The organism is Sphaerisporangium sp. NPDC051011 (assembly GCF_040653595.1).
GTDB lineage: Bacteria > Actinomycetota > Actinomycetes > Streptosporangiales > Streptosporangiaceae > Sphaerisporangium.
Map to the genome: position 1 here is coordinate 1 of NZ_JBFAGG010000033.1, position 21,704 is coordinate 21,704.

The 21,704-nt window shown below is 70.1% G+C and carries 20 protein-coding genes and 1 tRNA gene; 11 read left to right on the forward strand and 10 right to left on the reverse strand.

The window, feature by feature from the left end; translation table 11 throughout:
- Positions 1-416 precede the first annotated feature (416 nt).
- A complete protein-coding gene (locus AB0H21_RS40070; RefSeq protein ID WP_358527141.1) occupies positions 417-1,454 on the forward strand; it encodes an AI-2E family transporter in 1,038 nt (345 codons plus the stop codon).
- 34 nt (positions 1,455-1,488) lie between these two features.
- Complete coding sequence (locus tag AB0H21_RS40075; RefSeq protein ID WP_358527142.1) at positions 1,489-2,160, forward strand: helix-turn-helix domain-containing protein; 672 nt, start codon at positions 1,489-1,491, stop codon at positions 2,158-2,160.
- 13 nt (positions 2,161-2,173) lie between these two features.
- Here AB0H21_RS40075 and AB0H21_RS40080 read toward each other — a convergent pair whose 3' ends face one another.
- From AB0H21_RS40080 to AB0H21_RS40090, 3 genes are all read right to left on the reverse strand, one after another.
- Entirely contained in the window at positions 2,174-3,421 is a 1,248-nt protein-coding gene (locus AB0H21_RS40080) for a hypothetical protein (RefSeq protein ID WP_358527143.1), read from the reverse strand.
- 132 nt (positions 3,422-3,553) lie between these two features.
- Complete coding sequence (locus tag AB0H21_RS40085) at positions 3,554-5,689, reverse strand: glycoside hydrolase family 18 protein (RefSeq protein WP_358527144.1); 2,136 nt, start codon at positions 5,687-5,689, stop codon at positions 3,554-3,556.
- Positions 5,686-7,011: a cellulose binding domain-containing protein gene (locus AB0H21_RS40090; RefSeq protein WP_358527146.1), complete on the reverse strand. Its 1,326-nt coding sequence runs from the start codon at positions 7,009-7,011 to the stop codon at positions 5,686-5,688. Before AB0H21_RS40090 ends, AB0H21_RS40085 begins: the two co-directional genes overlap by 4 nt.
- Positions 7,012-7,765: 754 nt before the next feature.
- Here AB0H21_RS40090 and AB0H21_RS40095 point away from each other — a divergent pair.
- Both AB0H21_RS40095 and leuE read left to right on the forward strand, forming a co-directional pair.
- Entirely contained in the window at positions 7,766-7,936 is a 171-nt protein-coding gene (locus tag AB0H21_RS40095) for a hypothetical protein (protein WP_358527148.1), read from the forward strand.
- A 91-nt stretch (positions 7,937-8,027) separates the two neighbouring features.
- Positions 8,028-8,678: a leucine efflux protein LeuE gene (gene leuE / locus AB0H21_RS40100; RefSeq protein WP_358527149.1), complete on the forward strand. Its 651-nt coding sequence runs from the start codon at positions 8,028-8,030 to the stop codon at positions 8,676-8,678.
- Positions 8,679-8,736: 58 nt separating this feature from the next.
- On the opposite strand, the gene AB0H21_RS40105 is transcribed toward leuE, so the two are convergent.
- Positions 8,737-9,255, reverse strand: a complete 519-nt coding sequence (locus AB0H21_RS40105) for a luciferase family protein (RefSeq protein ID WP_358527151.1) — start codon at positions 9,253-9,255, stop codon at positions 8,737-8,739.
- 111 nt (positions 9,256-9,366) lie between these two features.
- Between AB0H21_RS40105 and AB0H21_RS40110 the strand changes: the two genes are divergently transcribed.
- The 3 genes from AB0H21_RS40110 (at position 9,367) to AB0H21_RS40120 (ending at position 11,568) form a co-directional block, all read left to right on the forward strand.
- Complete coding sequence (locus AB0H21_RS40110) at positions 9,367-10,020, forward strand: VC0807 family protein (RefSeq protein WP_358527152.1); 654 nt, start codon at positions 9,367-9,369, stop codon at positions 10,018-10,020.
- A gap of 113 nt (positions 10,021-10,133) precedes the next feature.
- Positions 10,134-10,799: a DedA family protein gene (locus AB0H21_RS40115; protein WP_358527154.1), complete on the forward strand. Its 666-nt coding sequence runs from the start codon at positions 10,134-10,136 to the stop codon at positions 10,797-10,799.
- Between the two features lie 49 nt (positions 10,800-10,848).
- Positions 10,849-11,568, forward strand: a complete 720-nt coding sequence (locus AB0H21_RS40120; RefSeq protein WP_358527156.1) for an SDR family oxidoreductase — start codon at positions 10,849-10,851, stop codon at positions 11,566-11,568.
- 39 nt (positions 11,569-11,607) lie between these two features.
- Here the strand turns inward: AB0H21_RS40120 and AB0H21_RS40125 are convergent, their stop codons facing one another.
- The gene (locus tag AB0H21_RS40125; protein ID WP_358527157.1) at positions 11,608-12,516 is read right to left on the reverse strand and encodes an LLM class F420-dependent oxidoreductase; all 909 of its coding nucleotides are present in this window, start codon (positions 12,514-12,516) and stop codon (positions 11,608-11,610) included.
- 136 nt (positions 12,517-12,652) lie between these two features.
- Between AB0H21_RS40125 and AB0H21_RS40130 the strand changes: the two genes are divergently transcribed.
- The 4 genes from AB0H21_RS40130 to AB0H21_RS40145 all read left to right on the forward strand — a co-directional run bounded on the left by AB0H21_RS40130 (position 12,653) and on the right by AB0H21_RS40145 (position 16,423).
- On the forward strand, positions 12,653-13,498 hold the full coding sequence (locus AB0H21_RS40130) for a hypothetical protein (RefSeq protein WP_358527158.1): 846 nt from the start codon (positions 12,653-12,655) through the stop codon (positions 13,496-13,498).
- Between the two features lie 77 nt (positions 13,499-13,575).
- Positions 13,576-15,705, forward strand: a complete 2,130-nt coding sequence (locus AB0H21_RS40135) for a hypothetical protein (protein WP_358527160.1) — start codon at positions 13,576-13,578, stop codon at positions 15,703-15,705.
- A 49-nt stretch (positions 15,706-15,754) separates the two neighbouring features.
- The gene (locus AB0H21_RS40140; protein ID WP_358527161.1) at positions 15,755-16,183 is read left to right on the forward strand and encodes a hypothetical protein; all 429 of its coding nucleotides are present in this window, start codon (positions 15,755-15,757) and stop codon (positions 16,181-16,183) included.
- A gap of 166 nt (positions 16,184-16,349) precedes the next feature.
- Positions 16,350-16,423: transfer RNA gene (locus tag AB0H21_RS40145), tRNA-Met, on the forward strand.
- Positions 16,424-16,947: 524 nt separating this feature from the next.
- On the opposite strand, the gene AB0H21_RS40150 is transcribed toward AB0H21_RS40145, so the two are convergent.
- From AB0H21_RS40150 to AB0H21_RS40170, 5 genes are all read right to left on the reverse strand, one after another.
- The gene (locus tag AB0H21_RS40150; RefSeq protein ID WP_358527162.1) at positions 16,948-17,622 is read right to left on the reverse strand and encodes a nuclear transport factor 2 family protein; all 675 of its coding nucleotides are present in this window, start codon (positions 17,620-17,622) and stop codon (positions 16,948-16,950) included.
- Positions 17,619-18,620, reverse strand: coding sequence for a hypothetical protein (locus tag AB0H21_RS40155; RefSeq protein ID WP_358527163.1), 1,002 nt, complete (start codon positions 18,618-18,620; stop codon positions 17,619-17,621). The genes AB0H21_RS40150 and AB0H21_RS40155 overlap by 4 nt, the downstream gene beginning before the upstream one ends.
- 169 nt (positions 18,621-18,789) lie before the next feature.
- Positions 18,790-19,680, reverse strand: coding sequence for a fumarylacetoacetate hydrolase family protein (locus tag AB0H21_RS40160; protein WP_358527165.1), 891 nt, complete (start codon positions 19,678-19,680; stop codon positions 18,790-18,792).
- Positions 19,677-20,771: an alcohol dehydrogenase catalytic domain-containing protein gene (locus tag AB0H21_RS40165; protein WP_358527167.1), complete on the reverse strand. Its 1,095-nt coding sequence runs from the start codon at positions 20,769-20,771 to the stop codon at positions 19,677-19,679. The genes AB0H21_RS40160 and AB0H21_RS40165 overlap by 4 nt, the downstream gene beginning before the upstream one ends.
- Before the next feature lie 12 nt (positions 20,772-20,783).
- Positions 20,784-21,695, reverse strand: coding sequence for a VOC family protein (locus AB0H21_RS40170; RefSeq protein ID WP_358527169.1), 912 nt, complete (start codon positions 21,693-21,695; stop codon positions 20,784-20,786).
- Positions 21,696-21,704 lie beyond the last annotated feature (9 nt).

Genomic DNA, 21,704 nt, shown 5'->3' on the forward strand with positions numbered 1-21,704 from the left:
ACCCGACCAGGGATCCGAACTCCGGGGCTTCCATCTCGTATTCATACTTTATCAGCTCCGTGAATTTCGACCAAATCGAGCGATTCGATCCAAATTCACCGCAACTGCTAAACTATGACACCCTGTCTCCAGGGCAACCCCTCTAACTTAGACCAACCCGCCCCACATGACAAGCGAAGCTTGGAAGATCTTTTAGAGAGGATCACCGGCACTGCTGGCCATGCCCGCGCGTCACTCACCCGAAGGTGAACTGCGGTGGGATTGGCCGGTCGATGCCGACAACAAAAGATTAGCAGCCCCCAACGGGCGCTCGATCCATTCCGGGCAACGATCGGGTAGAGGCTTCAGGTCCTGAGGGCAGTAGAAGTGCCAACAGCGGTACATCTGAAGATGTTCCCGAACGGATCGAGGCACATGTGAGCGATCGAGCGCTACCCCGAGCCCTGATCACACTGCTCGTCGCGGCGGCGGCCGTCATCACGCTGGCGGGCATCAAGGCCGTCGACGCGATCGCCGGCCCCGTCGTCCTGGCGCTCGTCCTCACGATCGCGGTCTCCCCGATCCGGAGGTGGCTCACCCGCCGGCGCGCGCCCGCCTGGGTCGTGGTCGCCGTCCCGTTCACGATCGTCATGGTCCTGTTGCTCGGCATGGTGGCGACGCTGACCGCCGCGGTCGCCGAGCTGGCGGTGCTGGTCCCCGACTACACCGACGAGTTCCGCAGGCTGGTGGCCGACGCGCAGGCGTGGGCGGCGGCGCACGGCGTCGCTCCTCAGGTGAACAAGGCACTGCAGTCGCTCGACCCGGGGAAGATCCTGGAGTTCGCGCAGGGCCTGCTGTCCGGCGTGCTCGGGGTGGTCTCCAGCGTGTTCCTCATCGTCGTGCTGCTGCTGGCGATGAGCCTGGACGCGCCGATCATCTCGCGCGTGATGGCGGCGGCCTCGGCGGAACGTCCGGCGCTGACCCGCGCATTGACGACGTTCGCGAGCAAGACGCGCCGTTACATCCTGGTCTCGACCATCTTCGGGCTGATCTGCGCCGCCCTCGACGTCGTCGCGCTGTACCTGCTGCGTGTGCCGCTGCCGCTTCTGTGGGGCGTGCTGGCGTTGATCACGAACTACATCCCCAACATCGGGTTCGTGGTCGGCCTGATACCGCCGGCCCTGCTCGCGCTGCTGACAGGGGGCGTCCGCCAGCTTGTGCTGGTGGTCGTCGCCTACATGGTGATCAACGTCGTGGTGCAGTCGTTCATCCAGCCGAAGTTCCTGGGCGACGCCGTGGGACTGACGACGACGGCCACGTTCCTCTCCCTGATCATCTGGACGACGGTGCTGGGACCGCTCGGGGCGTTGCTCGCGATTCCGCTCACGCTGCTGGTGCGCGCGCTGCTGATCGACAGCGATCCGGGGGCGAAGTGGTCGGGCGCGCTGTTGTCCGGCGAGATCCCCCGGGATTGACCGGTCCTCCTGAGTGTCCTCCTAGGCTGGGCCTGTGTACGTGGAGTCGGCGCCCGATCCGGCGCTGGCGGGACAGGTGGCCTGCCTGTGGGTGCAAGAGGCCAGGTCCCCGCTGGTGCAGCGCGTGGTGCCGGACGGGTGCGTCGACCTGATCTGGGGGCCGGACGGCCCGCACGTCGCGGGTCCCGACACGGGCCCGTTCCTGGCCGAGCTGCGGCCGGGCGAGCGGTTCACCGGCCTGCGGTTCCGTCCTGGAGCGGTGGGCGGGGTCTTCGGGGTGCCGGTCGAGTGGCTGCGCGATCAGCGGGTGCCGCTCGCGGACCTCCCGGGCGTCGAGGTGCGCGGTCCGGACGATCTGCAGCGGGCGACGGCCGAACTCCTGCGCGGCACCCCCGAGCAGGACGCGGCGGCGGGCCCGATCGCGGCGGCGCTGAGGCGGGGGGCGGCGGTCGGCAGTGTGGCCTGGGATCTCGGGCTGAGCGAGCGGCAGTTGAACCGGCGTTGCGTGCGCGCGTTCGGGTACGGGCCGAAGGTCCTGCAGCGGGTGGTGCGTTTCCAGCGGGCGCTGACGCTGGCGAGGTCGGGGCTGCGGCTGGCCGACGTCGCGGCCGCGAGCGGCTACGCGGACCAGGCGCACATGGCGAAGGACGTCAGGCGCCTGGCCGGAGTGCCGATGGCACGGCTGCTGGAGCCCGGACCGGCGTAGAGCTCCAGGAGCCTCAGACCGCGGCCGCCACCGGCTCGGACGAAACCTTGCCGGAGGTCGGGGACGGCGGCGCCCCCTTGAGGCGTGAACCCCAGGGCAAGGCGGCGACCAGGACCGGCAGCAGGAGCACCGAGCTCATCGCCCACGGCGCGTGAAGCCTCGCCCAGCCCAGATGGTCGAACTGGGTCAGATACAAATATCCGATGGCCGCCCAGGTGGAGCACCCGATGATGACGGGCCAGGCGAACCGCGTGGGCCGGGCGACGAGGAACGGCATGAACCACAGCAGGTACTGCGCGCCCAGCCGCGGGGTGACCACCATGAAGGCGAGCAGGAGGGCCGTGGTGAGGTCGATGGGGTCGGCGCGGCGCCACACGAAGGCGACGATGAGCAGCGTGCCGTAGATCATGTACTGGCCGATGCGCGCGGCGCCGGAGTTCAGCGTCCAGTCGCCGCCGACGTAGATCGCCGTCCATCCCCATTCTCCGACGATCGGGCGGACGTCGCCGATGGTGCGGATGACCTCGGGGAGCTGAGCGAGGGACGTGCCCGCGCCGATGGGCAGCGTGACGAGGAAGAAGATGGGCGCCACGCCCGTGGCGAAGAAGGCGTACGCGCGGGTGCGCAGGTCGGGCAGGAAGAACAGCATGCCGGGGACCAGCCAGATCGGCCAGCTCTTGGCGCAGAGCGCGAGGCCCATGAGGAGGCCGGCGATGATCGCGTTGCGGACGGGCCGGGAGGTCCTGGCGTTCCTGGCGACGACGAAGGCGGCGACGCCGAACACCAGGGACACCGGCTCGACCTGGCCGTGAACGGACGCGACCAGGATGGCCAGCGGGTTGCACGCGTACTGGAAGGCGCGCAGTTTGGCGTCCTTCCCGCCGGCCAGCTTGCCGACCAGCGGGATCAGGATGATGTCGGAGACCACGGTGACGAGCCGGCCGGCGATCTCCCAGGGGATGTGCATCCAGAGGAGCAGTCCATAGATGTACGGAATCGTCGGCAGGAAGTGCCAGCCTCCCTTGCTATTCAGCACGGGATCCTGGTGGGCGAGGATGGCCTCGCCCGCCGGTTTGAAGCTGTTCACGAAGTCGACCGGCTGCCAGGTGTCGACCGCCGACAGCGACATGATGAGGACGCGGACGCCGATCCCGACCGCCAGAGCGACGGCGAGAGACGGTTTCCAGCCCTTCCACTGTGCGGCGATCGCCAGCACGACACCTGAGACGAGGACGAACCCCGTGAGGATTGCGTAGTCCATGACGTCACTAGCCTGCCGGAAGCCAGACCAAACCGACCACTCGGGTACGAAAATTGCCACCATCCATCCAGAATTGCTCACACAAAGAAGTGTTTTGACTCCGGAGGGCGACGATCGAGTGGTCGGTGTGCGTCACGGCAGTGAGTTGAGGTAGCGGCGGTGGTTGGTGGAGAACTCCGAGGCGTTGTACTTGTCCCAGTTGATGGACCACGTCATGAGCCCGCGCAGCCCCGGGTACACCCCGCGCGGCCGGTAGGAGCCGCAGTTGGTGCCCTTGGCCAGGCAGTCGAATGCCTTCTGGACGTCCGCCACCGAGGTGAAGCCGTTGCCGGCGTACACCGCGGCGGGCAGGCCGATGGCGACCTGGTCGGGACGCAGCGCGGGGAAGACGTTCGCGGTGTTGCCCGCGACCGGGAAGCCCGCGAGCAGCATGTCGGTCATGGCGATGTGGAAGTCCGAGTCGCCCATCGTGTGGTACTGGTTGTCCAGCCCCGTGATCGGACCCGAATTGTAGTCCTGCACGTGGAGCAGTGTCAGATCGTTGCGCATGGCGTAGATCACCGGCAGGTACGCGCCCGCGCGCGGGTCGGCGCCGCTGCTCCCGCCACCGTAGAACTGGTAGCCGAGCTGGACGAAGAACGTCTCGGGCGCCATGGTGAGCACGAACCGGCTGCCGTACTTCGCCTTGAGCGTCTTGAGCGCCGAGATGAGGTTGACGACGACCGGCGTGGTCGGGTTCTTGAAGTCGGTGTCGCCGGAGTTGAGCGACAGGGAGTGGCCCTCGAAGTCGATGTCGAGCCCGTCGAGGCCGTACTTGTCGATGATCGCGCTCACCGAGCTGACGAACGTGTCGCGGGCGGCGGTCGTGGTGAGCTGCACCTGGCCGTACTGTCCGCCGATGGAGATGAGCACCTTCTTGCCGGCCGTCTGCTTGGCACGGATGCCGGCGATGAAGTCGGCCTCGCTCTCGACGTTGGGACACTCGGCGACCGGGCACCGGGTGAACCGGATGTCGCCCGAGGTGACGGAGGTCGGCTCGCCGAAGGCCAGGTCGATGACATCCCAGGTGTCGGGCACGTCACTCATCTTGATGTATCCGGACCCGTTGGCGAAGGAGGCGTGGAGGTAGCCCACGAGCACTCGCTTCGGCAAGGAGGGCGGGGGCGGCTGGTTGCCCGGCGTCGCGGTGACCTCGGCCGACCGCGCGGACTCGCCGTTCGCGTTGGAGGCACTGACCGAGAAGCGGTAGGTCGTCCCGCTCGTCAGGCCCGTGGCGGTGAAGGTGGTTCCGGTGGGCGTGCCCACCCGCGTCCCGTCCCGGTACACGTTGTACGAGGTCGCGCCGGATGATGCCGACCAGTTCAGCGAGACGCTCGTCGTGGTGGTGCCGGTCACGATGAGGCCCGCGGGGACGGGCGGCGGGACCGGTGTGGTGGACGGCGTCGCGGTGACCTCTGCGGACCGGGCCGATTCGCCCGCCGTGTTCGAGGCGCTCACCGAGAGGCGGTACGTCGTGCCGGTGGTGAGCCCGGTGGCGGTGAAGGTGGTTCCGGCGGGCGTGCCCACCCGCGTCCCGTCCTGGTACACGTTGTACGAGGTCGCGCCCGAGGACGCCGACCAGCTCAGCGAGACGCTGGTGGCGGTCTTCCCGGTCACGGTGAGGCCGGTGGGCGTGGCGGGCGGGGTCGGCGGGGTGCCGCCGCCGTCGGGGCCGTCGAGCACGAGGTCGTCGGCGTTGTAGGCGCCGGTGCCGTACCAGCCGTTGACGTAGACCGTCACCGACGTCGTGGACGGCCCGGTGGTGAAGGACGTGGTGAGCTGGGACCACGCCGCGCCGGGCGAGCCCCAGGTGCTGACGTCGGTGGTGCCGGTGCCGAGCGCGCCGAGGAAGATGTAGTCGCCCCTCACCCACCCCGACAAGGTGTACGACGAGGACGGCTTGACCTTGACCGCCTGCGAGCAGCGCGCGTAGTCGGAGCCGACCGGCGTGGCCTCCAGGGCGGACGTGCCCCCGTGCACGGGGGTGGTGACCGTGCGGGCGGTCGAGGCGCAGGTCCAGCCGTTGAGGCCGCTCTCGAAGCCGGAGTTGGGCAGGATGTTGGCGGCCAGGGCCGCGGTGGCCGGGACCACCGCGAGCCCGAGGGCGATCGCCGCCGCCGCGAATGCCGCCACGAGGCGGGACCGGCGGCGCGTGAACGGTGAGCCGCCGGCGCGCGGACGGGCGGCGTCCGCGCGGGAGAGGCCTGACGAGCGTGACAGGAAGGTCATCCGTTGTACCCCGCGAAGATCTTGGAGAAGTCGTACGGCGTCTGGGGGATGTTGGTGCACGCGTACAGCGCTCCGGTGCAGGCGTTGCGGTCGCGCGTCATCTCCCAGAAGGCGAGTTCGCCCAGGTGTTTGGTCTTGGCGAACTCCACGAGCTGGCGGGCGTCGGCCTGGTCGTAGATCCGGCCGTCGTCGTTCTGGCCGAGCATCGGCGTGACCCCGACCATCCGCCAGACCTGGGCGTCCGACTTGCCGGGGTAGAGGGTCTTGAGCTGGTTGAACGTGCTCTGCGCCGCCTGGACGGCCGCGTCGCCGTAGTCGATGGCGCGGTAGTAGTCCATCGCCATGACGTTGACGACGTCGAGGTTCACCCCGGCATCGCGCGCGGACCTCACCACGTTCAGCCCGTCGGTGGTGAGGCCTTCGGGGAGCACGGGCAGGGTGAGGGACACCTTGAGGTCGGGGTGCGCCTGCTGCAGGCGGGCCAGCGCCTGAGACCTGCGGTTGACCGACGCCGGCTCGGCGGTGGCGGCGCCCTCGATGTCGAGGTCGATGTACTTCAGCGCGTACGCCCTGACGACGGCGTCGTACTCGGTGAACAGGGCGTTGACGTCCGTACACGCCTGGGCGAGCTCGATGCCGGAGGCGCCGCCGAAGGAGATCTTCACGTCGCCCCCGGCGGCGCGGATGGCGTCGATCTCGGCCTTGCCCCAGGCCTGACGCGGGTCGTAGGCGTTGAACCACATGGCCTTGCAGGCGGAGGCGGTGATGAAGGCCAGGGTGAAGTTCTTCAGCCCGGAGGCCGACTTCATGCCGGTGATGCTGGGGGTGGGCCACGCGCCCATGTCGACGTACGGGGCGTGGAACAGCGAGCCGGGGCCGCCGCCCGGAGGCGTGGGCGTCGGCGTGGGCGTCGGCGTGGGCGCGGGGCCGCCTGCGCAGGAGGCGCCGTTCAGCGTGCAGGCGGCGGGGACTCCGGTGCCGCTCGCGACCCAGCCGAAGGTGGCCGAGGCGCCGGGCGCCAGCGTGCCGTTGTACTCGCGGTTCTTGAACGTGTACCGGGAGCCCGACTGGGTCATGAGCGCGTCCCAGTAGGTCCCGGCCGTGGTGCCCGCGGGCAGGTCGAAGGCGACGGTCCAGCCGTTGAGCGTGGTGGAGCCGGTGTTGGTGATCGTGAACTGGCCGTTGTACCCGTTGTCCCAGCTCGACGTCTTGGCGAAGACGGCGGTGTCGGCGTAGGCGGGCCCTGGGACGGCGATCGCGGCGGCGACGGCGAGGGCCGCCGCGGCCGCGCTGAGGAGCCAGGTCGCGGGACGCGGTCTCATTCATGACCTCCTGGGGGGTGAGGAGTGAGGTCAGGGCCCCGCGCCCCAGGGGCGGGCCGGGGCACGGGGAGTTTCTGGGGTGGTGTACGGCCCGCACACTCCGTGGGGGGTCGGGCGTGTGCGGGCCGTACGGTCAGGGGCTCCGGCCGTTGGGCGTGGAGCGTCACCCTGGCCGGCTTCTCACCGGGCCGGTGCGGCGGACGGGTGCCGTACCGGCGGCCGGATGTCTCGAACGCAGGGGTGACCGGTGCACGTACGTCGGGAGGGGTCGGCGGCGGGGACGGGGCGCGGTGGCTCACGCCGCCGGGTTCGCGCAGCTCAGCTCGAAGAAGCCGGGGGTGGATGGCGGGGCACGGACGCCTCCATTTGTCACTTCTTTTAGGAAAGTTTCCTAAGAGTTGTCGCGATCGTAGCCCCGCGACAGCGTGCCCACAAGACCCAAACACCATGGTTTGCGGACAGCCAGACGACTCCTGACAAGCCCGGCAGGGTGGTCTAGTCGCCCGCCTGGGGAGGTACGGGCGCCGCCCCGCGGCACACAGAACGTAAACGGATCGGTGAGCGCGACGCCCCCATGGACGCGGCGGATCATTGAGTGGGTCAGTCGCTCACATGGCGATTGACGGCATCTGTGACGCCCGGTACGCCGAGGTCCAGGACGAGTTCGAGGCTTCCTCAATGGTGTGGACAACGGGTACCTCACCGGCCCCGACGCCGAGGGCTGCTGTCGGAGGACGCGTTCGGGCACCCGGGCATGGGCGGCTCGCTGAGGTTCGCCGACCCGGTGCCACGCCTGTCCTTCGGCTACTCGATGAACCTGCGGGGCGCGGGGCTCGGGGTCAACGAGCGCGGCCAGGCCCTGGTGAACGCGGTGTACCGGACGCTCGGGTATCGGCAGGCGTACGGCGACCTCTGGTACCTGTGACGGTCACCCAAAGGGGGGACGCGGGCCACGGGAAAAGCGATGAAGCCGTGTATAACGTGATACATCCCTCGCGACTACGGAGCTCGGCGGCATGTTCTTCGGCATCACCAACATCTGGACCTACGTGATCGGCGCCTTCCTGATCATCCTCGTTCCCGGCCCCAACTCCCTCTACGTGCTCAGCACCGGCGCCCGGCGCGGCGTGCGGACGGGCTACCGCGCCGCCGCCGGCGTCTTCACCGGCGACACGGTGCTCATGATCCTGTCGGCGGCCGGGGTCGCCTCGCTGCTCCAGTCGACGCCGCCGCTGTTCAACCTCGTCAAGTACGCCGGCGCGGGCTACCTCGCATGGATCGGCATCGGCATGATCCGCTCGGCGGTGCGGTCGTGGCGGAGCCGGGCGGAAAAGGACGAGGCCCCCGCGACCGTCGCCGACCTCGCCGACCCGTTCAGGAAGGCGCTCACGATCAGCCTGCTGAACCCGAAGGCGATCCTGTTCTTCATCTCATTCTTCGTGCAGTTCGTGGACCCGCACTACGGCGCGCCGGCGCTGTCGTTCCTGATCCTCGGGGTGATCTGCCAGCTCTTCAGCATGATGTACCTCTCGACGCTGATCTTCGGCGGGTCCTACCTGGCCGGCCAGTTCAGGCGGCGGCGGAGGTTGTCGGCCGGGCTGACGACCGGGGTGGGCGCGCTGTTCCTCGGCTTCGGCGCCAAGCTGGCGACCACGAGCCTGGGCTGAGAACTGACCCGGGCTGAGAACTGAACTGAGAGAAGCGCGGAACGAGCCGGCCACCGCCTCAGCGGTGGCCGGCCTCGCGTTCCTGGTTGGCCTTCAGGGCCACGCTGACCAGTGAGAGGAACATCTGGGCGTCCGTGCGGTCCTCGATCTCGACCCGGATCCAGCCCGCGTTGTGCCCGCGGGTGACACGGTTGGATTCGGCGAGGACCTTCGCCCAGCGGTCGATGACGGGGGTGGTGAGACGAAGTTCGGCCGTGTGATCGCCCGACATGCGGATGATCTCGCGGCCCCCGGAGCGGAATCGGATTGACTTACGGGTACGACTGACGACCAGGTCGGGCCATCGCGTCAATTCGACCGCGACATCGGCCACGCACCCAGCCGACCGAACATGCGTGCGTGAGAGCACTGCCATAGCCTCATGCTCGCGGGCCGAACGTCGTCCGGAAACCCCCCGTTCCCGAACTGTTATCCAAAGTTCAATCACCCGGAGGATCTCCGTCATAACCGCAGCGTCACCAGTGATCCACTGACTGGACCCTTTCCGGCCATGCCGGATATCGCCCATATTAGACATCTCCGGCCCTGATAACGGCAATTTGGCATTGACTGCCAGTTTTGTCGTTCCCCTCCCCGGGCAGGCGCCGAAGCCTTAGCGTCGGTCTCAGCCGCCGTCCGTGGGAGAACCATGAACCACCCGTCCTTCACCCTTCCCAGGATCACCGCACTGCTCCGGCAGGCCGTGCCGAAGCTGCTGGAAGGGGTGGTGGCCCCGCTGGCCGTCTTCTACACGGCCCTCGCCCTGCTCGGGCTGGACGGGGCGCTGATCGCCGCCGTGTCCTGGGTGTACGCCGGGGTGCTCTGGCGGGTGGTCCGCAGGCGCCCGGTTCCCGGCACGATGCTGCTCGCCGCCATCGCCATCACCGCCAGGGCCGCGGTGGGCTGGTGGACGGGCAGCGCCGTGGTGTACTTCCTGCAACCCGAGCTCGGCACGATCTGCATCAGCATGGCGTTCCTCGCCTCGGTCCGGCTGAACAGGCCGCTGGTCCAGAAGCTGACCCTCGACTACATCCACCTGCCCTCGGCCGTGCTGCGGCACGAGCGGGTGCGGCGGTTCTTCGCGCGCATCACGCTGCTGTGGGCCTTCGTGCTGCTGGCCAACTCGGCGGTCAGCATCTGGCTGCTCCTGCACCAGTCGATCGGCACCTACCTGCTGGTGCGCACCGCCGTCGTCGCGGCCATCAGCGGCGTGGCCATCGGCATCTCGATCTACGCGTTCCGTCGCGTCCTGCGCCGCCTCCACGCCGACACGCCGCGTCCCCAGGCGCTCACGGCCGGGTGACGGGCCGGTCCCATCCCCTACGGGTGCACAGGTGGCGAACCCTGACTAAAGCCAGGGGCAGGCGAGACCTCCGGAGGAAGCGCGCCTTTGACGGGCATTTCTAACGTGGACACATGTCCCAAGCCCTGCTCGACCTGCTGAACAACGTCATGACCTCTCCCTGGGTCTACCTGGCCCTGTTCGCGCTCGCCGCGGTCGACGGGTTCTTCCCCGCGGTGCCGAGCGAGACGGCCGTGATCACCGCGGGCGTGTTCGCGGCCACCGGCAAGCCCAACCTGGCGCTGGTGATCCTGGTCGCGGCGCTCGGAGCCTTCGCGGGCGACCACATCTCGTACCTGATCGGCCGACACTCGGTCGGACGCCTCCGGCGTGGCAGGCGTGCGGGCGCGGCCTTCGACTGGGCGTCCAAGGCCCTGGCCGAGCGCGGCGGAATGGTGCTGGTCATCGCCCGCTACATCCCCGGCGGCCGTACGGCCGTGACGCTGACGATGGGCGGGGTCAGGTACCCGCTGCGGTCGTTCACCCCCTTCGACGCGCTGGCCGCGGGCTCCTGGGCGCTGTACTCGGGGCTGGTCGGCTACCTCGGCGGCATGGCCTTCGAGAACGACCCGATCAAGGGGCTGCTGCTCGGCTTCACGGTCGCGGTGACCATCGCGGTGACGACCGAGATCGTCCGGCACGTGCGCCGCCGCCGGGCGGTGCCGCCTCCCGTGACGGGCACGTCCTCGCGGGACTCCCTCGCTAAGGTGAGCGGCGCCCGAGACGATCAGGCGGATTAGTCGGGAAATAGGCGAAGATTGGAGGCCCCATCGCGGAGAGGACGGGCACATGGGATGCGCACTCGTCACCGGGGCGTCGCGCGGGCTCGGCGCGGTCATCGCCGAGCGGCTGGCAGCCGACGGCTGGAAGGTCGTCGTGAACTACGCCAACGACACCGAGGGGGCGAACGCCGTGGCGCGCCGCATCGGCGACGCGGCGTACGTCGCGCGGTTCGACGTGACCGACGAGGAGGCGGTGCGGCGCGGCGTCGCCGAGATCCGCGAGAACGCCGGCCCGATCGGCGTCGTGGTCAACAACGCCACCGGCCCGCAGCCCATGATGCCGATCGAGAAGCAGACCTGGCACGACCACCTGGACCAGCTCCGCTTCTTCGTCAAGGCCCCGCTGCTGCTCCTGCAGGCCGCCCTGCCCGACCTGCGGGCCGACGGCGAGGGGCGCGTGATCAACATCGGCAGCGAGGTCACCGACCTGGGCAACGCCGACTTCGGCCACTACGTCTCGGCGAAGGCGGCCATGCACGGGCTCACCAGGTCGTGGGCCCGGGAGCTCGGCCCGCTGGGCATCACGGTCAACACCGTCGAACCCGGCTGGATCCCGGTCGAACGCCACGAGGGCGAGGACACCACCGAGTATCAGCGCGCGCTGCCGCTCGGCCGCATGGGCGTGCCCGCGGACGTGGCCGAGGCGGTCGCGTTCCTCGCCTCGCCCGGGGCGCGGTTCATCACCGGGCAGCGGCTCGCCGTCAACGGCGGCAACACCATGAGCTGACGCCCCTCACCACGGCGAGCCGGAGCGGCGGGGACGGGCTCACCCGATCAGGGAGGCGAGCAGCTTCCGGGTGCGCGCGACGTCGTCGCCGGTGGCGAACACCGAGGCCGCGAAGTCGGTGACGCCCGCGGCGGCGAACGCCTCGATCTGGGCGCGGACCTCGTCCTCGTCGCCCGCCACGACGACGTCGCCCGGGCCCTCGGCGCCCTCGCGGTCGAGCATCGCCCGGTAGGACGGGAGCTGACCGTACATGGCCAGCACCTCGTCGGCCCGCGCCCGCACGGCGGAGACGTCGCCGGTGACCGCGACCGGCAGCCCGCAGACGACGCGTGGAGCCGGGCGCCCCACGTCGCGCGCGGCCTCGGTGATGGCCGGGACGATGTGGCCGGCGACGGTCTTGGGGCCGGTCATCCACAGCACGGTGCCGTCGGCGACCTCGCCGGCCAGGCGCAGCATGCGGGGCGCGAGCGCGGCGAGCAGCACGGGCACCTCGCCCGCCCTCGGGGTGCCGAGCTCGACGTGCGCCGTCACGGTCTCGCCGTCGACGTCGGCCCGCTCACCGCGCAGCAGGGGGCGCAGCACCGACAGGTACTCGCGCATGTGCCGGGCCGGCCTGGCGAAGTCGTACCCGTACATGTTCTCGACGACGACCTTGTGGCTGAGGCCGATGCCGAGCGCGAGGCGTCCGCCGAGCGCGGCGTCGGTGGTGAGGGCCTGCTGGGCGAGCACGGCGGGGTGGCGGGGGTAGGTGGGGACGACGGCCGTGCCGAGCTCGATGCCGGGCACCCGGCTTCCGGCGGCGGCGAGGGCGGTCAGGGCGTCGAGCCCGAAGATGTTGGAGACCCACGCCGTCGCGAAGCCGTCCGCGGCCGCGCGGGCGATCCGATCCTCCAGCTTGGCGATCGCGTCCGGTCCCGAGGGCTCGTCGAGGAAAAGCCCGATGCGCATGGTCTCACCGTCAATCCGAATCAAATTCTAGTTATGGTGCCGGTCATCGTACGCCGCCACACCGACGTTAGGGGATCTTGCCTTGTTAGCGTCGGCGGTTTCCGTGAAGTACCGCCGACAGCCCAGGAGGAGGATCATGCGCGTCACGACCACGATCGCCGTCGCCGCCGCCGCGCTTGCCGCGACCGCCGTTCCGATCGGCGCGCCGACCGCGCACGCCGCGAGCGCGGGAAAGCCCCCGACGGCCCCCGCGTTCGTCGCCTACCACGGGATCAGCGCCGCCCAGCAGTCCCAGCGCTTCCCCGCCCTCGTCAAGCAGGGGTACCGTCCCATCTCGCTCAGCGTGTCCGAGCCGGGCGGCCCCCGGTACGCGGCCGTCTGGACCAGGCGGCCCGGCTCCGCGTGGGCGCTGTATCAGGGGATGTCCCCGAACGGCTACCAGCAGCGCTTCGACCAGTACACCGCCAAGGGGTACCGGCCGGCGATCGTGTCCGCCACCGGCAGCGGCGGCGGCGCGACGTTCGCGGCCGTCTTCGAGAAGGCGGACGGCGCCTTCCTGGCCCGGCACGGCCTCACCGGAAGCCGTCTCGCCACCGTGCACGCCGCGCAGATCCAGGCCGGCCGCCGGCTCATCACCGTCAACGCCTACGGCACCGCCGCCGAACCGCGCTACGCCGCGGTGTGGGCGCATGGGTCCACCGGCGGCACGTCCCTCACCGTGGGGAAGACCGCGGCCGAGTACCAGGCCGAGTTCCTGGCGCGCAGGGCGAAGGGCGAGCGGCCCATCCTGGTCTCCGTAGGCCCCGGCGAGACCTACACCGCCGCCTGGCGCAAGGACGACCTCGGCCCGTGGCAGGCGTACGCCGCCATGTCCGCCGCGGCGTACCAGAGCCGGTTCGACCGCCTGAAGGCCGAGGGGTACCACCCCGTCCAGGTGGACGCCGAGGACGGTCGCTACGCCGCCATCTGGGCCAAGGACTGACCGGCGCCGCGAACGGGGGCGGGTTCACCCCCGCCCCCAGGCCGTCGCATCCGCTGCCACCACGGATAATGGCGCCCATGGTCCGTTCTCGCGCGAGTGGACGGGAGCGGAACGAATCGGCCGCCTCCCTGTCCTGGCTGGCGGACGCCCTCGGGGTGTCCGCCGGCTCCGCGCCGGGACCGGTCGCGGGCACCTGGGCCGAGACGCGCGACGCGATGCGCGAGCCGCGCAACGAGGCCGTCGCCTACCCGACGGACTGGACGTCAGACCCGTGGCTGGCGCGCGGCACACGCACCACCGCGTCCGGGATGGTCCCCTCCTGGATCCCGCCGGACGGCATCGACGAGTGGCCGTCCGCGGACCTGGCGGGCCTGCTGGACGTCTTCGCCTCCTCGGCGCGGCGCACCCGCCCGCAGGCGCTCGCCGGGCCCTGGGAGGCGGCCGGGAACGTTCCCGGCGACCCGGGCGAGGCGGTGGCGGCCTTCCTCCGGGAGGAGGCCGTGGCGGGCCCGGGCGAGGCCGCCGCGGCGCGGGCGCAGCACGTCCGTGCCTGGCTGGGCTGCGCGGTCGGGCCGTTGCTGCGCGAGGTCGTGCTCAGCGCCGGGTCCGGCCACGACGCGCTCGCCGCGGCCACGGCCGCCCGGCTGGAGACGCCACGCCGGGTCAACCTGCCCGTCTCGTGGGCGTCGGCCAACCAGTTCGCCGAGAAGTACCTCGACCTGCTGTACAACCTGCGCACGTCCCCCGACGGCCGCCTGGCCTTCCCCGACGCGGCGGACGTCAGGATGGGCCAGGGGGAAGGCTGGCGCGAGCACTGGGCGTGGCTGAGCCACGACCTGGACCTCGCCGACGTGCGCGAGGCGTCGCGGACGGCCGCGCGCCTCATGCGCCACCCGCCGCTCGTCGAGGGCCTGCTGCGGACGGTCGAGGCGCGCGACCGGCGGCTCGGCATGACGGCCCTCGGGGTCGCGCGGCGCTGGCTTCTGACCCTGAAGGCGATGGCGTGGCTGGAGGACGCCACCACGCACGAATGGGAACACGTGCGGCCCCGCGACCTCGCCTGCTTCGCGTTCAACGCGCTCAAGCCCGACTGGCCGCGCCGCGTCCTCGGCATCAGCCACCGGTCGAGCGACACCAAGTCGGCGCTGAGCCGGACGGACCTGTGGTCCTCGGGCCGGTGCGCCATCGACGCCACGTACGTCCCGTCCTGGGAGACCAACACCGGCATGGTGTGGGGGCTGTTCGGCGCGACGCCCGCGATCGTCCGGGTGCGCTCGGCGGGCTACGAGAAGTCCGCCTGGTGCCTGCGTGAGGCCGAGCTCACCCACTACCTGGTCGAGCGGGCGGACTTCCTGGCCGAGCGGTGGGTGCTGGACCTCGGCCCGGGCGACCTCGCCGCGCTCGACGCCGCCCACTCCGCCCGCGACCACCGCCCCCGTCCGGCGCTCACCGGCGCCGTGCCCGCCCGGCGCCCGCCGCCGTACAAGGTGCCGGTCTGGACGCCGGGCCCGCGCCCGGCCTGGCAGGCGGCGATCCTGCGGGCGAGCGGGGCGCTGCGCGTCATCAACACGCTGCTCGCCGACGCCGACCTGACCAACCGGTTCGTCACCGAGTTCCTGCTGGGCGACGCGCACTTCCCTGGGCCCGCGCCGACCGGCCATCCGGAGGGCTGGCAGGCGTACCGCTCGATCTTCCGGGAGCTCCAGGCACTGACCGGGGGGACCGAGCCGGCCGTGCGGCTGCCGTGGGGGTACGGCGCCGAGCAGACCGCCCTGGACGTGCACCTGTTCCGGCGCCTGCCCGACCTCGGCGCGAGCAGGCGCACGGACGCGACCGAGCTGCGGGACGTGCTGGTCGCCTACGAGTTCCTGCGCAGCGAGTGGCCCGCGGTGGCCGGCGAGCGGCGGCGGTATCTCGCGGTGGACTGCCGCGACGTGCGGCCCGGGCGGTGGGCGAGCGACGAGCGGCTGTCCCTGCACCGCGGCCTGCTCGCGGTGCGCGCGCCCATGCCGGTCTGGATCGTCCAGCGCGCCGGGCAGGACGTCGACACCTGGCCCATCCCGGGCGACCACCCCATCTTCACCGAGCACTTCCCCGGCCAGTTCTCCTGGATGGCCGCGGGCCGCGAGGACCGGACGGCCCCGTCCCCAGGCTCGGGGCTGGAGTACTCCCCCGCCCTCGCCGCCATGATCCGGCGTCCGGAGTGATCGCCGGACCGGCGCGCCGCTTGATCGGCTCATGGGTAGAGTGGCCGGAATGCGACGTTTCGTGATGTGCGCGCTGGTGGCGGGGCTGGCGGCGGCCGGGTGCGCGCCCGCGCCCGCTCACGGGGAGGCCGCGGGGGTGCTCCGCGAGGACGGCGCCGCGCTGAGCCGCATCGAGCTGAGCGGCAAGAACGTCCGAACCGGCGACGACGCCTCGGGCTGCGTGCCCGGAACCCGCCGCGGCCTCTACACCATCACGGGCGACCTGGCCCCTGGCACGGAGTCGTCGGCCGTGGCGACGGCGCTGGCCACCGAGCTGCACACCATGGGCTACCAGGAGGCCGACGGCCCGGACGCGCGGTTCGGCGTGACCGTCAGCGTGCTGCGCAAGAACTCGCTCGACATCACCTTCACCGTCACGCTGCGCGGCCGGTCGCCGAACGTCGAGGTCGCCGGCATGACCGGCTGCCTCCCCGCGTGACGAGGGCTCACCGCACCTCGCTGACGTAGCGGCGCCCGACGCCCGATCACGGCGCCCCCTCCGGCTCTGAGCGCGCCTCACCGGAGTCGTGGAGCTCGCGAAGCCACCGGGAACGCGGAAACGGGCGCGAGCACCTCCCCGGTGGCTGTAAGATTCTAAATGTCGACGCGGGGTGGAGCAGCTCGGTAGCTCGCTGGGCTCATAACCCAGAGGCCGCAGGTTCAAATCCTGCCCCCGCTACTGAGAAACACCAGGCCAGAGGCCCGGTCTCCGGAAACGGAGATCGGGCCTCTGATCGTTTGTCCGTCATTTATCCGTGGGACAAGACGTCACCCCCTGGCACGACCAGGCTTTCTGATTCGATTAGCGAATCGTAGTTATGCCGTGGCATGCTGCTACCAGCACGCCCGGCGCCCAGGCGACGTCGGGCACCCTCCCCGGTCAGGCTGTGCCTGACCGGTCAGCGTCCGGAGGGACGTGCTCAACGGGCCGGCGGCTCCATTTGTCGGCACCAGGGCACGAAGACGATTGGTGAATACCGGGCAGCTCGTTGTGCCTTGATTCTGTGTAACGCACAGGATCGCTAAGCCAATCAGAGACGCTTTGGGCCCCTGCCTCTTGCGTGGCGGCCACCCGCCTGGTGGTCGCCACCGGCTTGGCCGACAACGCCGAGCACCGCAGGGTCCGCGCCCCTGTCGAGCATGATCCACGAACCTGCGAACGGGGTCGCTCCCCTGTCCGGGCACAGACTTCAGGAACAGGCCTCAAGACCCCTCTGTCGTACTGCGCTGTGGGAACACGGGTCGCAGCATGTCGGCCTCCGTCCCCGCCAGCCACCTGCGTCCGCTGGTGTACAGGTGCTCCACGGCTTCGCCCTGAAGGCCCGGAAGTTTGTCCAGGACCCGCCGACCGGCCAGCGTCTGCACGTAGCCGAGGTGCCGGTAGCCCACCGGCACGCTCGTGAGCAGCTGTTGGTCGAGTGTGATCGACGCGGACGGGTCGACGACGTCGAGCCGGTCCTTCTCGTAGATCGGCTGGCGCCGGACGATTCCCCACCGCCCGTCACGCCGTTCGAGGAAGTCGTAGAACCGCCCGGTGCACACGACGTCGACCTCCACACCGTGCGCCCGGGTCCGCTGCTCGATCTTCATCTTGGTCTGAGCGATGGCCCGGTGGCCGTGGACGACGCTGGTGTGGCCGCCCAGGAAGTGGTTGACCTGCACGCCGCGTGCGAACGCTTCCTTGCCGGCCTCGATGAAGTTCAGGTATGAGCCCTGGAACCACGTGGTGGTGATCCAGGCGCCGTCGTGCCATAGTGCGCCGAACTCGCTCCAGGCTCCGCTGTCGCGGAAGAGGGCCCATGCCTCGACGACCGCGCGGATCTCGATTGCCGAGGCAAGGTCCTGCGTGTGCGGCATGGGCGTGCCTGAGGTGCTCACGTGTTGCGGAGTTCGTCGAGGAACAGGTCCTCGCACGCGTACCTGCGGTCGGTGATGCCCTGCTCGAATGAGTAGCGCAGGAACGTGTCGATGGTCTTCCTGTTCGCCTGCATGCCGTGCTTCCAGTGGCCGGCGTCGAGCAGTTCGCGGTTCGCCTCGTACAGGGGACTGACCCACGGCAGCATGACGTTCATGTGGTGATCGGTGCGGCCGTGCTCGTAGCCGGCGAACGTGGTGTCGGCGGACTCGGTGAACGCGTCGAACACCGCCCGGGCGGCATCCGGGTGCCGGCGCAGGAAGTCGCGGCGGATGACCACCGTGTGCATGATCGGAAAGATCCCGGTGCGCCGGTAGTAGTCGCGCTCGGCCGCCTGGGGGTCGGCGAACAGGGTGGTGACGCGCGGGGATTTGTCCAGTGCGCAGCGAGGGACGACCGCGGAGAAGAGCGCGTCGATCTCGCCGGACGCGAGCATCGGGCCGAGGAGCTTGCCTTCGGGCGCGTAGGCCGCGTCGACGTTGTCCGGACGCTTGAGCGGCGCCCAGGACTCCATGTGCATCGGCCAGTCCGGACCGCCGATGAGCCACTTGTTCGTCTCGGGCCGGAACCCGAACTCGTCGCTGAGGATTCCCTTCGGCCAGATCCCGGCGTCGTGGCCGTAGACGGCCAGTTCGCCGATGGTCTTGCCGGTGAGGTCGCTGGGGTGCTTGATGCCGCTGTCGACGTTGACCCAGATCGAGGAGTGCCGGAAGTGGCGGTTGGGGAAGACCGGGATTGCGACGAAGCGGTCGTCGCCGCGGTCGAGGGCGCGCAGATAGAAGGTCAGCCCCAGTTCCGACACGTCATAACGGTCACCGGCGAAGGTCCGCGCGAAGATCTCGGACACGATGGGCGCGTCCTCGTGCCTGGTCGTGTAACCCTTGACGCCGACGCGTCCGTCCAGCAGCGGCTGTACATGGTCGTAGCGGTTGATTCCAAGTCGAAGCTCGTGGTCGCCCATCGCTCGCTCTCCGTTCCGGGAGTTGATTCCTGTGCAGCCGGTCGGCTGCGGGTGAAGAGGACACGACGCCGTCGAGCGCGGCCGTCGTGCCCGGGTCAGCGCTTGATGTCGCCGCGCAGACGATCCCAGTCGCCCGAGGCGATCAGGCGGCGGTGGTCGCGGGGGCGGCTCAGGCGATGTGCGTGGTGAGCGAGCCGAGGCCGGATATCTCCGCGAGCACGACGTCGCCGCTTTGGAGGTAGTCCTGCCTGGGCATGCCGACGCCCGCGGGCGTGCCGGTCGCGATGACGTCTCCGGGGCGCAGCGTGAGCTGGTGACTGAGCCAGGCGATCTGCTCGTACACGTCGTGGATGAGGTTCGCGGTGGTCGAGTCCTGTTTGACCGTGCCGTTCACCGACAGGCGGATGGCCAGGTCGTGGCAGTCGGGCACGTACTCGGCCGGGGTGATCCAGGGACCCAGCGGCGCGGCGCCGTCGAAGCACTTCTGCCCGACCCAGTCGTAGGCCATCGCGGGCACGCGGTCCGGCCGACTCATCAGGTCACGCGCGGACAGGTCGTTGATGATCGTGTAGCCGGCGATGACACCGAGCGCGTCCTGTGTGGGGATGTCACGCGCTTCACGGCCGATCACCACCCCGAGTTCCACTTCGTAGTCGAGGGCCTCGCTGCCGCGGGGGCGGCTGACGGTCGCCTGGTCCTCGACGACGGAGTGGGCGGACGTCTTCACGAAGAACCACGGATCGCGCGGCCGCCGGGTGCGGTCGACCGAGCCTTCCATCTCCTCCACGTGGTCCCAGTAGTTCGCGCCCGCGCAGAAGATCGCGCCGGGGTGGAGGATTGGGGCCAGCAGCCTGACGTCCGCGAGCGGCACCCCGCCCAGGGGTGCGGGCAGCACGGACTTGATCGCCTCATGCGTCCGGTCCCAGTCACGCAGCAGGTCGATGACCGGCTGCCGGCAGCCGGGCAGGAGGTCCCCGACCGCGTGAACACGGTCGCCGATGAGCACCCCGGGCGTCGGGACGCCGTCGACGTCCATGGTCAGCAGGCGGTAGCCGTTCACTTGTGCACCTCTTGTCGATCTGCGCCGACCGGCGGGACGAGAACGTTGTGCCCGGTCAGGACGCCGTCGGCGATTTCGGTGTGGACGGTGGCCGCGTCGGACAGCGGATGCGCGCGCACCGCCCTGACGTCGAGCCGGAACCCGTCGCGTACGAACTGCCAGAACTCGGTGGCCGCGGCGGCCGAGTGGCTGCGCACGCCCAGCAGCAACAGGTTGCGGCTGTACAGCTCGCGGGCCGGCACGTTCAGCACCGGCAGGGCCGGGTATCCGATCGCGCCGGAGACCACGATCCGCGCGCCGTTGGCCAGGACGGGGAAGTAGCGCTCGAAGGTGTCCGGCGCGCAGACGTTGTCGATGACCGCGACCGGCCGGCCGCGCGCCTCGGCGAGGATCGCGTCGGCCAAGTCCTCCCGACCGGCGTCGAGCACGACGAGGTTCTCCGCGCGGCTGGTCGTGCTCCGGCTCAGGCCGATGACGCGTACGTCCAGCATCCGGGTGAGCGCGATGATCGTCTGCGCGAGCGCGCCGGTCGCGCCGGGCAGCACGATGCAGTCCCCGGCTTTGAGCCGGGCCCGGTGCAGCTGGGTGAGACCGACCGGGCCGGTCGCGGCCATCGCCGCGGCGTCGTGCAGGTCCAGGTCGCCCGGAACCGGGTGGACGCACTCCTTCGGCATCGACGTGAACTGCGCGTACGAACCCCAGCGGTGGATGCCCAGCAGCCACAGCTTGTCGCACGCCTCGTCGGCACCCGACCTGCACGCGACGCAGTGTCCGCAGGTGTGGTGCCCCATGACGGCGACCCGTTGCCCGATGAGGTCCCGGGGCACGCCGTCTCCGACCTCGACCACGGTTCCCGAGCAGTGGCCGCCCAGCACGTGCGGCAGCCGGACCGCCTTGGAGAAGGGGTGTTTCCCGCTGCGGGTGCCGAGGTCGCGGGTGCGGGACACCTCGACCGCCGCCACGCGGATCACGACCTCACCGGGGGCGGGCTCGGGCGTGGGGACCTCGCGGAGGTGGAGCTTGCCGGGGGCACCGAACTCGTCGAGCACGATGGCCCGCATCGAGCGGGGCACGGTTTCTTGGCGCGGCACGGAGATTCCCCTTCAGTGGTCCAGTTGCTGCGGGACGATCGGGCCACCCCAGCTGTTGATGGCTGCGATGTCCGCCTCCCAGGTCTTCGGGCGCTGGGGGAAGTCCTGGTGCCACGGGCGCGGCTCGAAGTAGCCGAGGGCTTCGTCTGCCATCTGGTCGATCTGCGTGAACAGCTCGATGTTGTTGCCGTCCGGGTCGCGGTGGTAGGTGAAGATGTTGTGGCCGGGGCCGTGCCGGCCCGGCCCCCATTCGAGTCGGGTGTCACGCGAGGCGAGGTGATCGAGCAGACTCTGCAGGTGTTCGAGGTTGCGGGTCTCGTAGGCGACGTGATGCATGCCGGTGTACTTCGTGGACGCCATGAAGTTCGCCGCGTGGTGATCGGTGTTGCAGCGCAGGAAGACGAAGAAGTCGGCAACGGTGTCGGACCACTTGAAGCCCAGCAGGTCCTGGTAGAAGCTCTGCTGGCGCTTCAGGTCCGGTGTGAAGGCCGCGACGTGCCCCAGCTTCGTCGGCCGTAGCGGGGTGTACCCGGTGGCGCCGGTGCCCGACTGGGCGTCGTACAGGTGCAGGGGGGTGCCGCTCATCGGTTCCGCCACGATCAGGACGTCCGGTGTCGACGGCGCGATGTCGGAGCGGCGCTGCACCTCGTAGCCGCTGTCCCTGAGCCTGCGCTCGGCCGAGTCCAGGTCTTCCTCGATCTGGTAGCCGACAAAGCTACGCGCGCGCTTGGTCTCCGCTAGCTCGATCACGACCGAGTGGTGGTCGAAGGTCGTGGTCAGGTACGCCTGGTCGGCGGACTTGTCGACGAGCACGAAGTCGAGGACGTTGGTGTAGTAGTCGACCAGCCGATCGAGATCGGGCGTCTCAAAGCCGACGTACCCGACTTTCGACACGTTGACCGCGGAGTTGGTTGGAGTTGTCATTTCTTTCCT

What these genes read in the sequence shown, in the direction of transcription:
- AB0H21_RS40080 (WP_358527143.1), bottom strand. Translation starts at nt 3,421, where the DNA reads ATGGACTACGCAATCCTCACGGGGTTCGTCCTCGTCTCAGGTGTCGTG.
- AB0H21_RS40085 (WP_358527144.1), bottom strand. Translation starts at nt 5,689, where the DNA reads ATGACCTTCCTGTCACGCTCGTCAGGCCTCTCCCGCGCGGACGCCGCC.
- AB0H21_RS40090 (WP_358527146.1), bottom strand. Translation starts at nt 7,011, where the DNA reads ATGAGACCGCGTCCCGCGACCTGGCTCCTCAGCGCGGCCGCGGCGGCC.
- AB0H21_RS40095 (WP_358527148.1), top strand. Translation starts at nt 7,766, where the DNA reads ATGGGCGGCTCGCTGAGGTTCGCCGACCCGGTGCCACGCCTGTCCTTC.
- leuE (WP_358527149.1), top strand. Translation starts at nt 8,028, where the DNA reads ATGTTCTTCGGCATCACCAACATCTGGACCTACGTGATCGGCGCCTTC.
- AB0H21_RS40105 (WP_358527151.1), bottom strand. Translation starts at nt 9,255, where the DNA reads ATGTCTAATATGGGCGATATCCGGCATGGCCGGAAAGGGTCCAGTCAG.
- AB0H21_RS40110 (WP_358527152.1), top strand. Translation starts at nt 9,367, where the DNA reads ATGAACCACCCGTCCTTCACCCTTCCCAGGATCACCGCACTGCTCCGG.
- AB0H21_RS40115 (WP_358527154.1), top strand. Translation starts at nt 10,134, where the DNA reads ATGTCCCAAGCCCTGCTCGACCTGCTGAACAACGTCATGACCTCTCCC.
- AB0H21_RS40120 (WP_358527156.1), top strand. Translation starts at nt 10,849, where the DNA reads ATGGGATGCGCACTCGTCACCGGGGCGTCGCGCGGGCTCGGCGCGGTC.
- AB0H21_RS40125 (WP_358527157.1), bottom strand. Translation starts at nt 12,516, where the DNA reads ATGCGCATCGGGCTTTTCCTCGACGAGCCCTCGGGACCGGACGCGATC.
- AB0H21_RS40130 (WP_358527158.1), top strand. Translation starts at nt 12,653, where the DNA reads ATGCGCGTCACGACCACGATCGCCGTCGCCGCCGCCGCGCTTGCCGCG.
- AB0H21_RS40135 (WP_358527160.1), top strand. Translation starts at nt 13,576, where the DNA reads ATGGTCCGTTCTCGCGCGAGTGGACGGGAGCGGAACGAATCGGCCGCC.
- AB0H21_RS40140 (WP_358527161.1), top strand. Translation starts at nt 15,755, where the DNA reads ATGCGACGTTTCGTGATGTGCGCGCTGGTGGCGGGGCTGGCGGCGGCC.
- AB0H21_RS40155 (WP_358527163.1), bottom strand. Translation starts at nt 18,620, where the DNA reads ATGGGCGACCACGAGCTTCGACTTGGAATCAACCGCTACGACCATGTA.
- AB0H21_RS40170 (WP_358527169.1), bottom strand. Translation starts at nt 21,695, where the DNA reads ATGACAACTCCAACCAACTCCGCGGTCAACGTGTCGAAAGTCGGGTAC.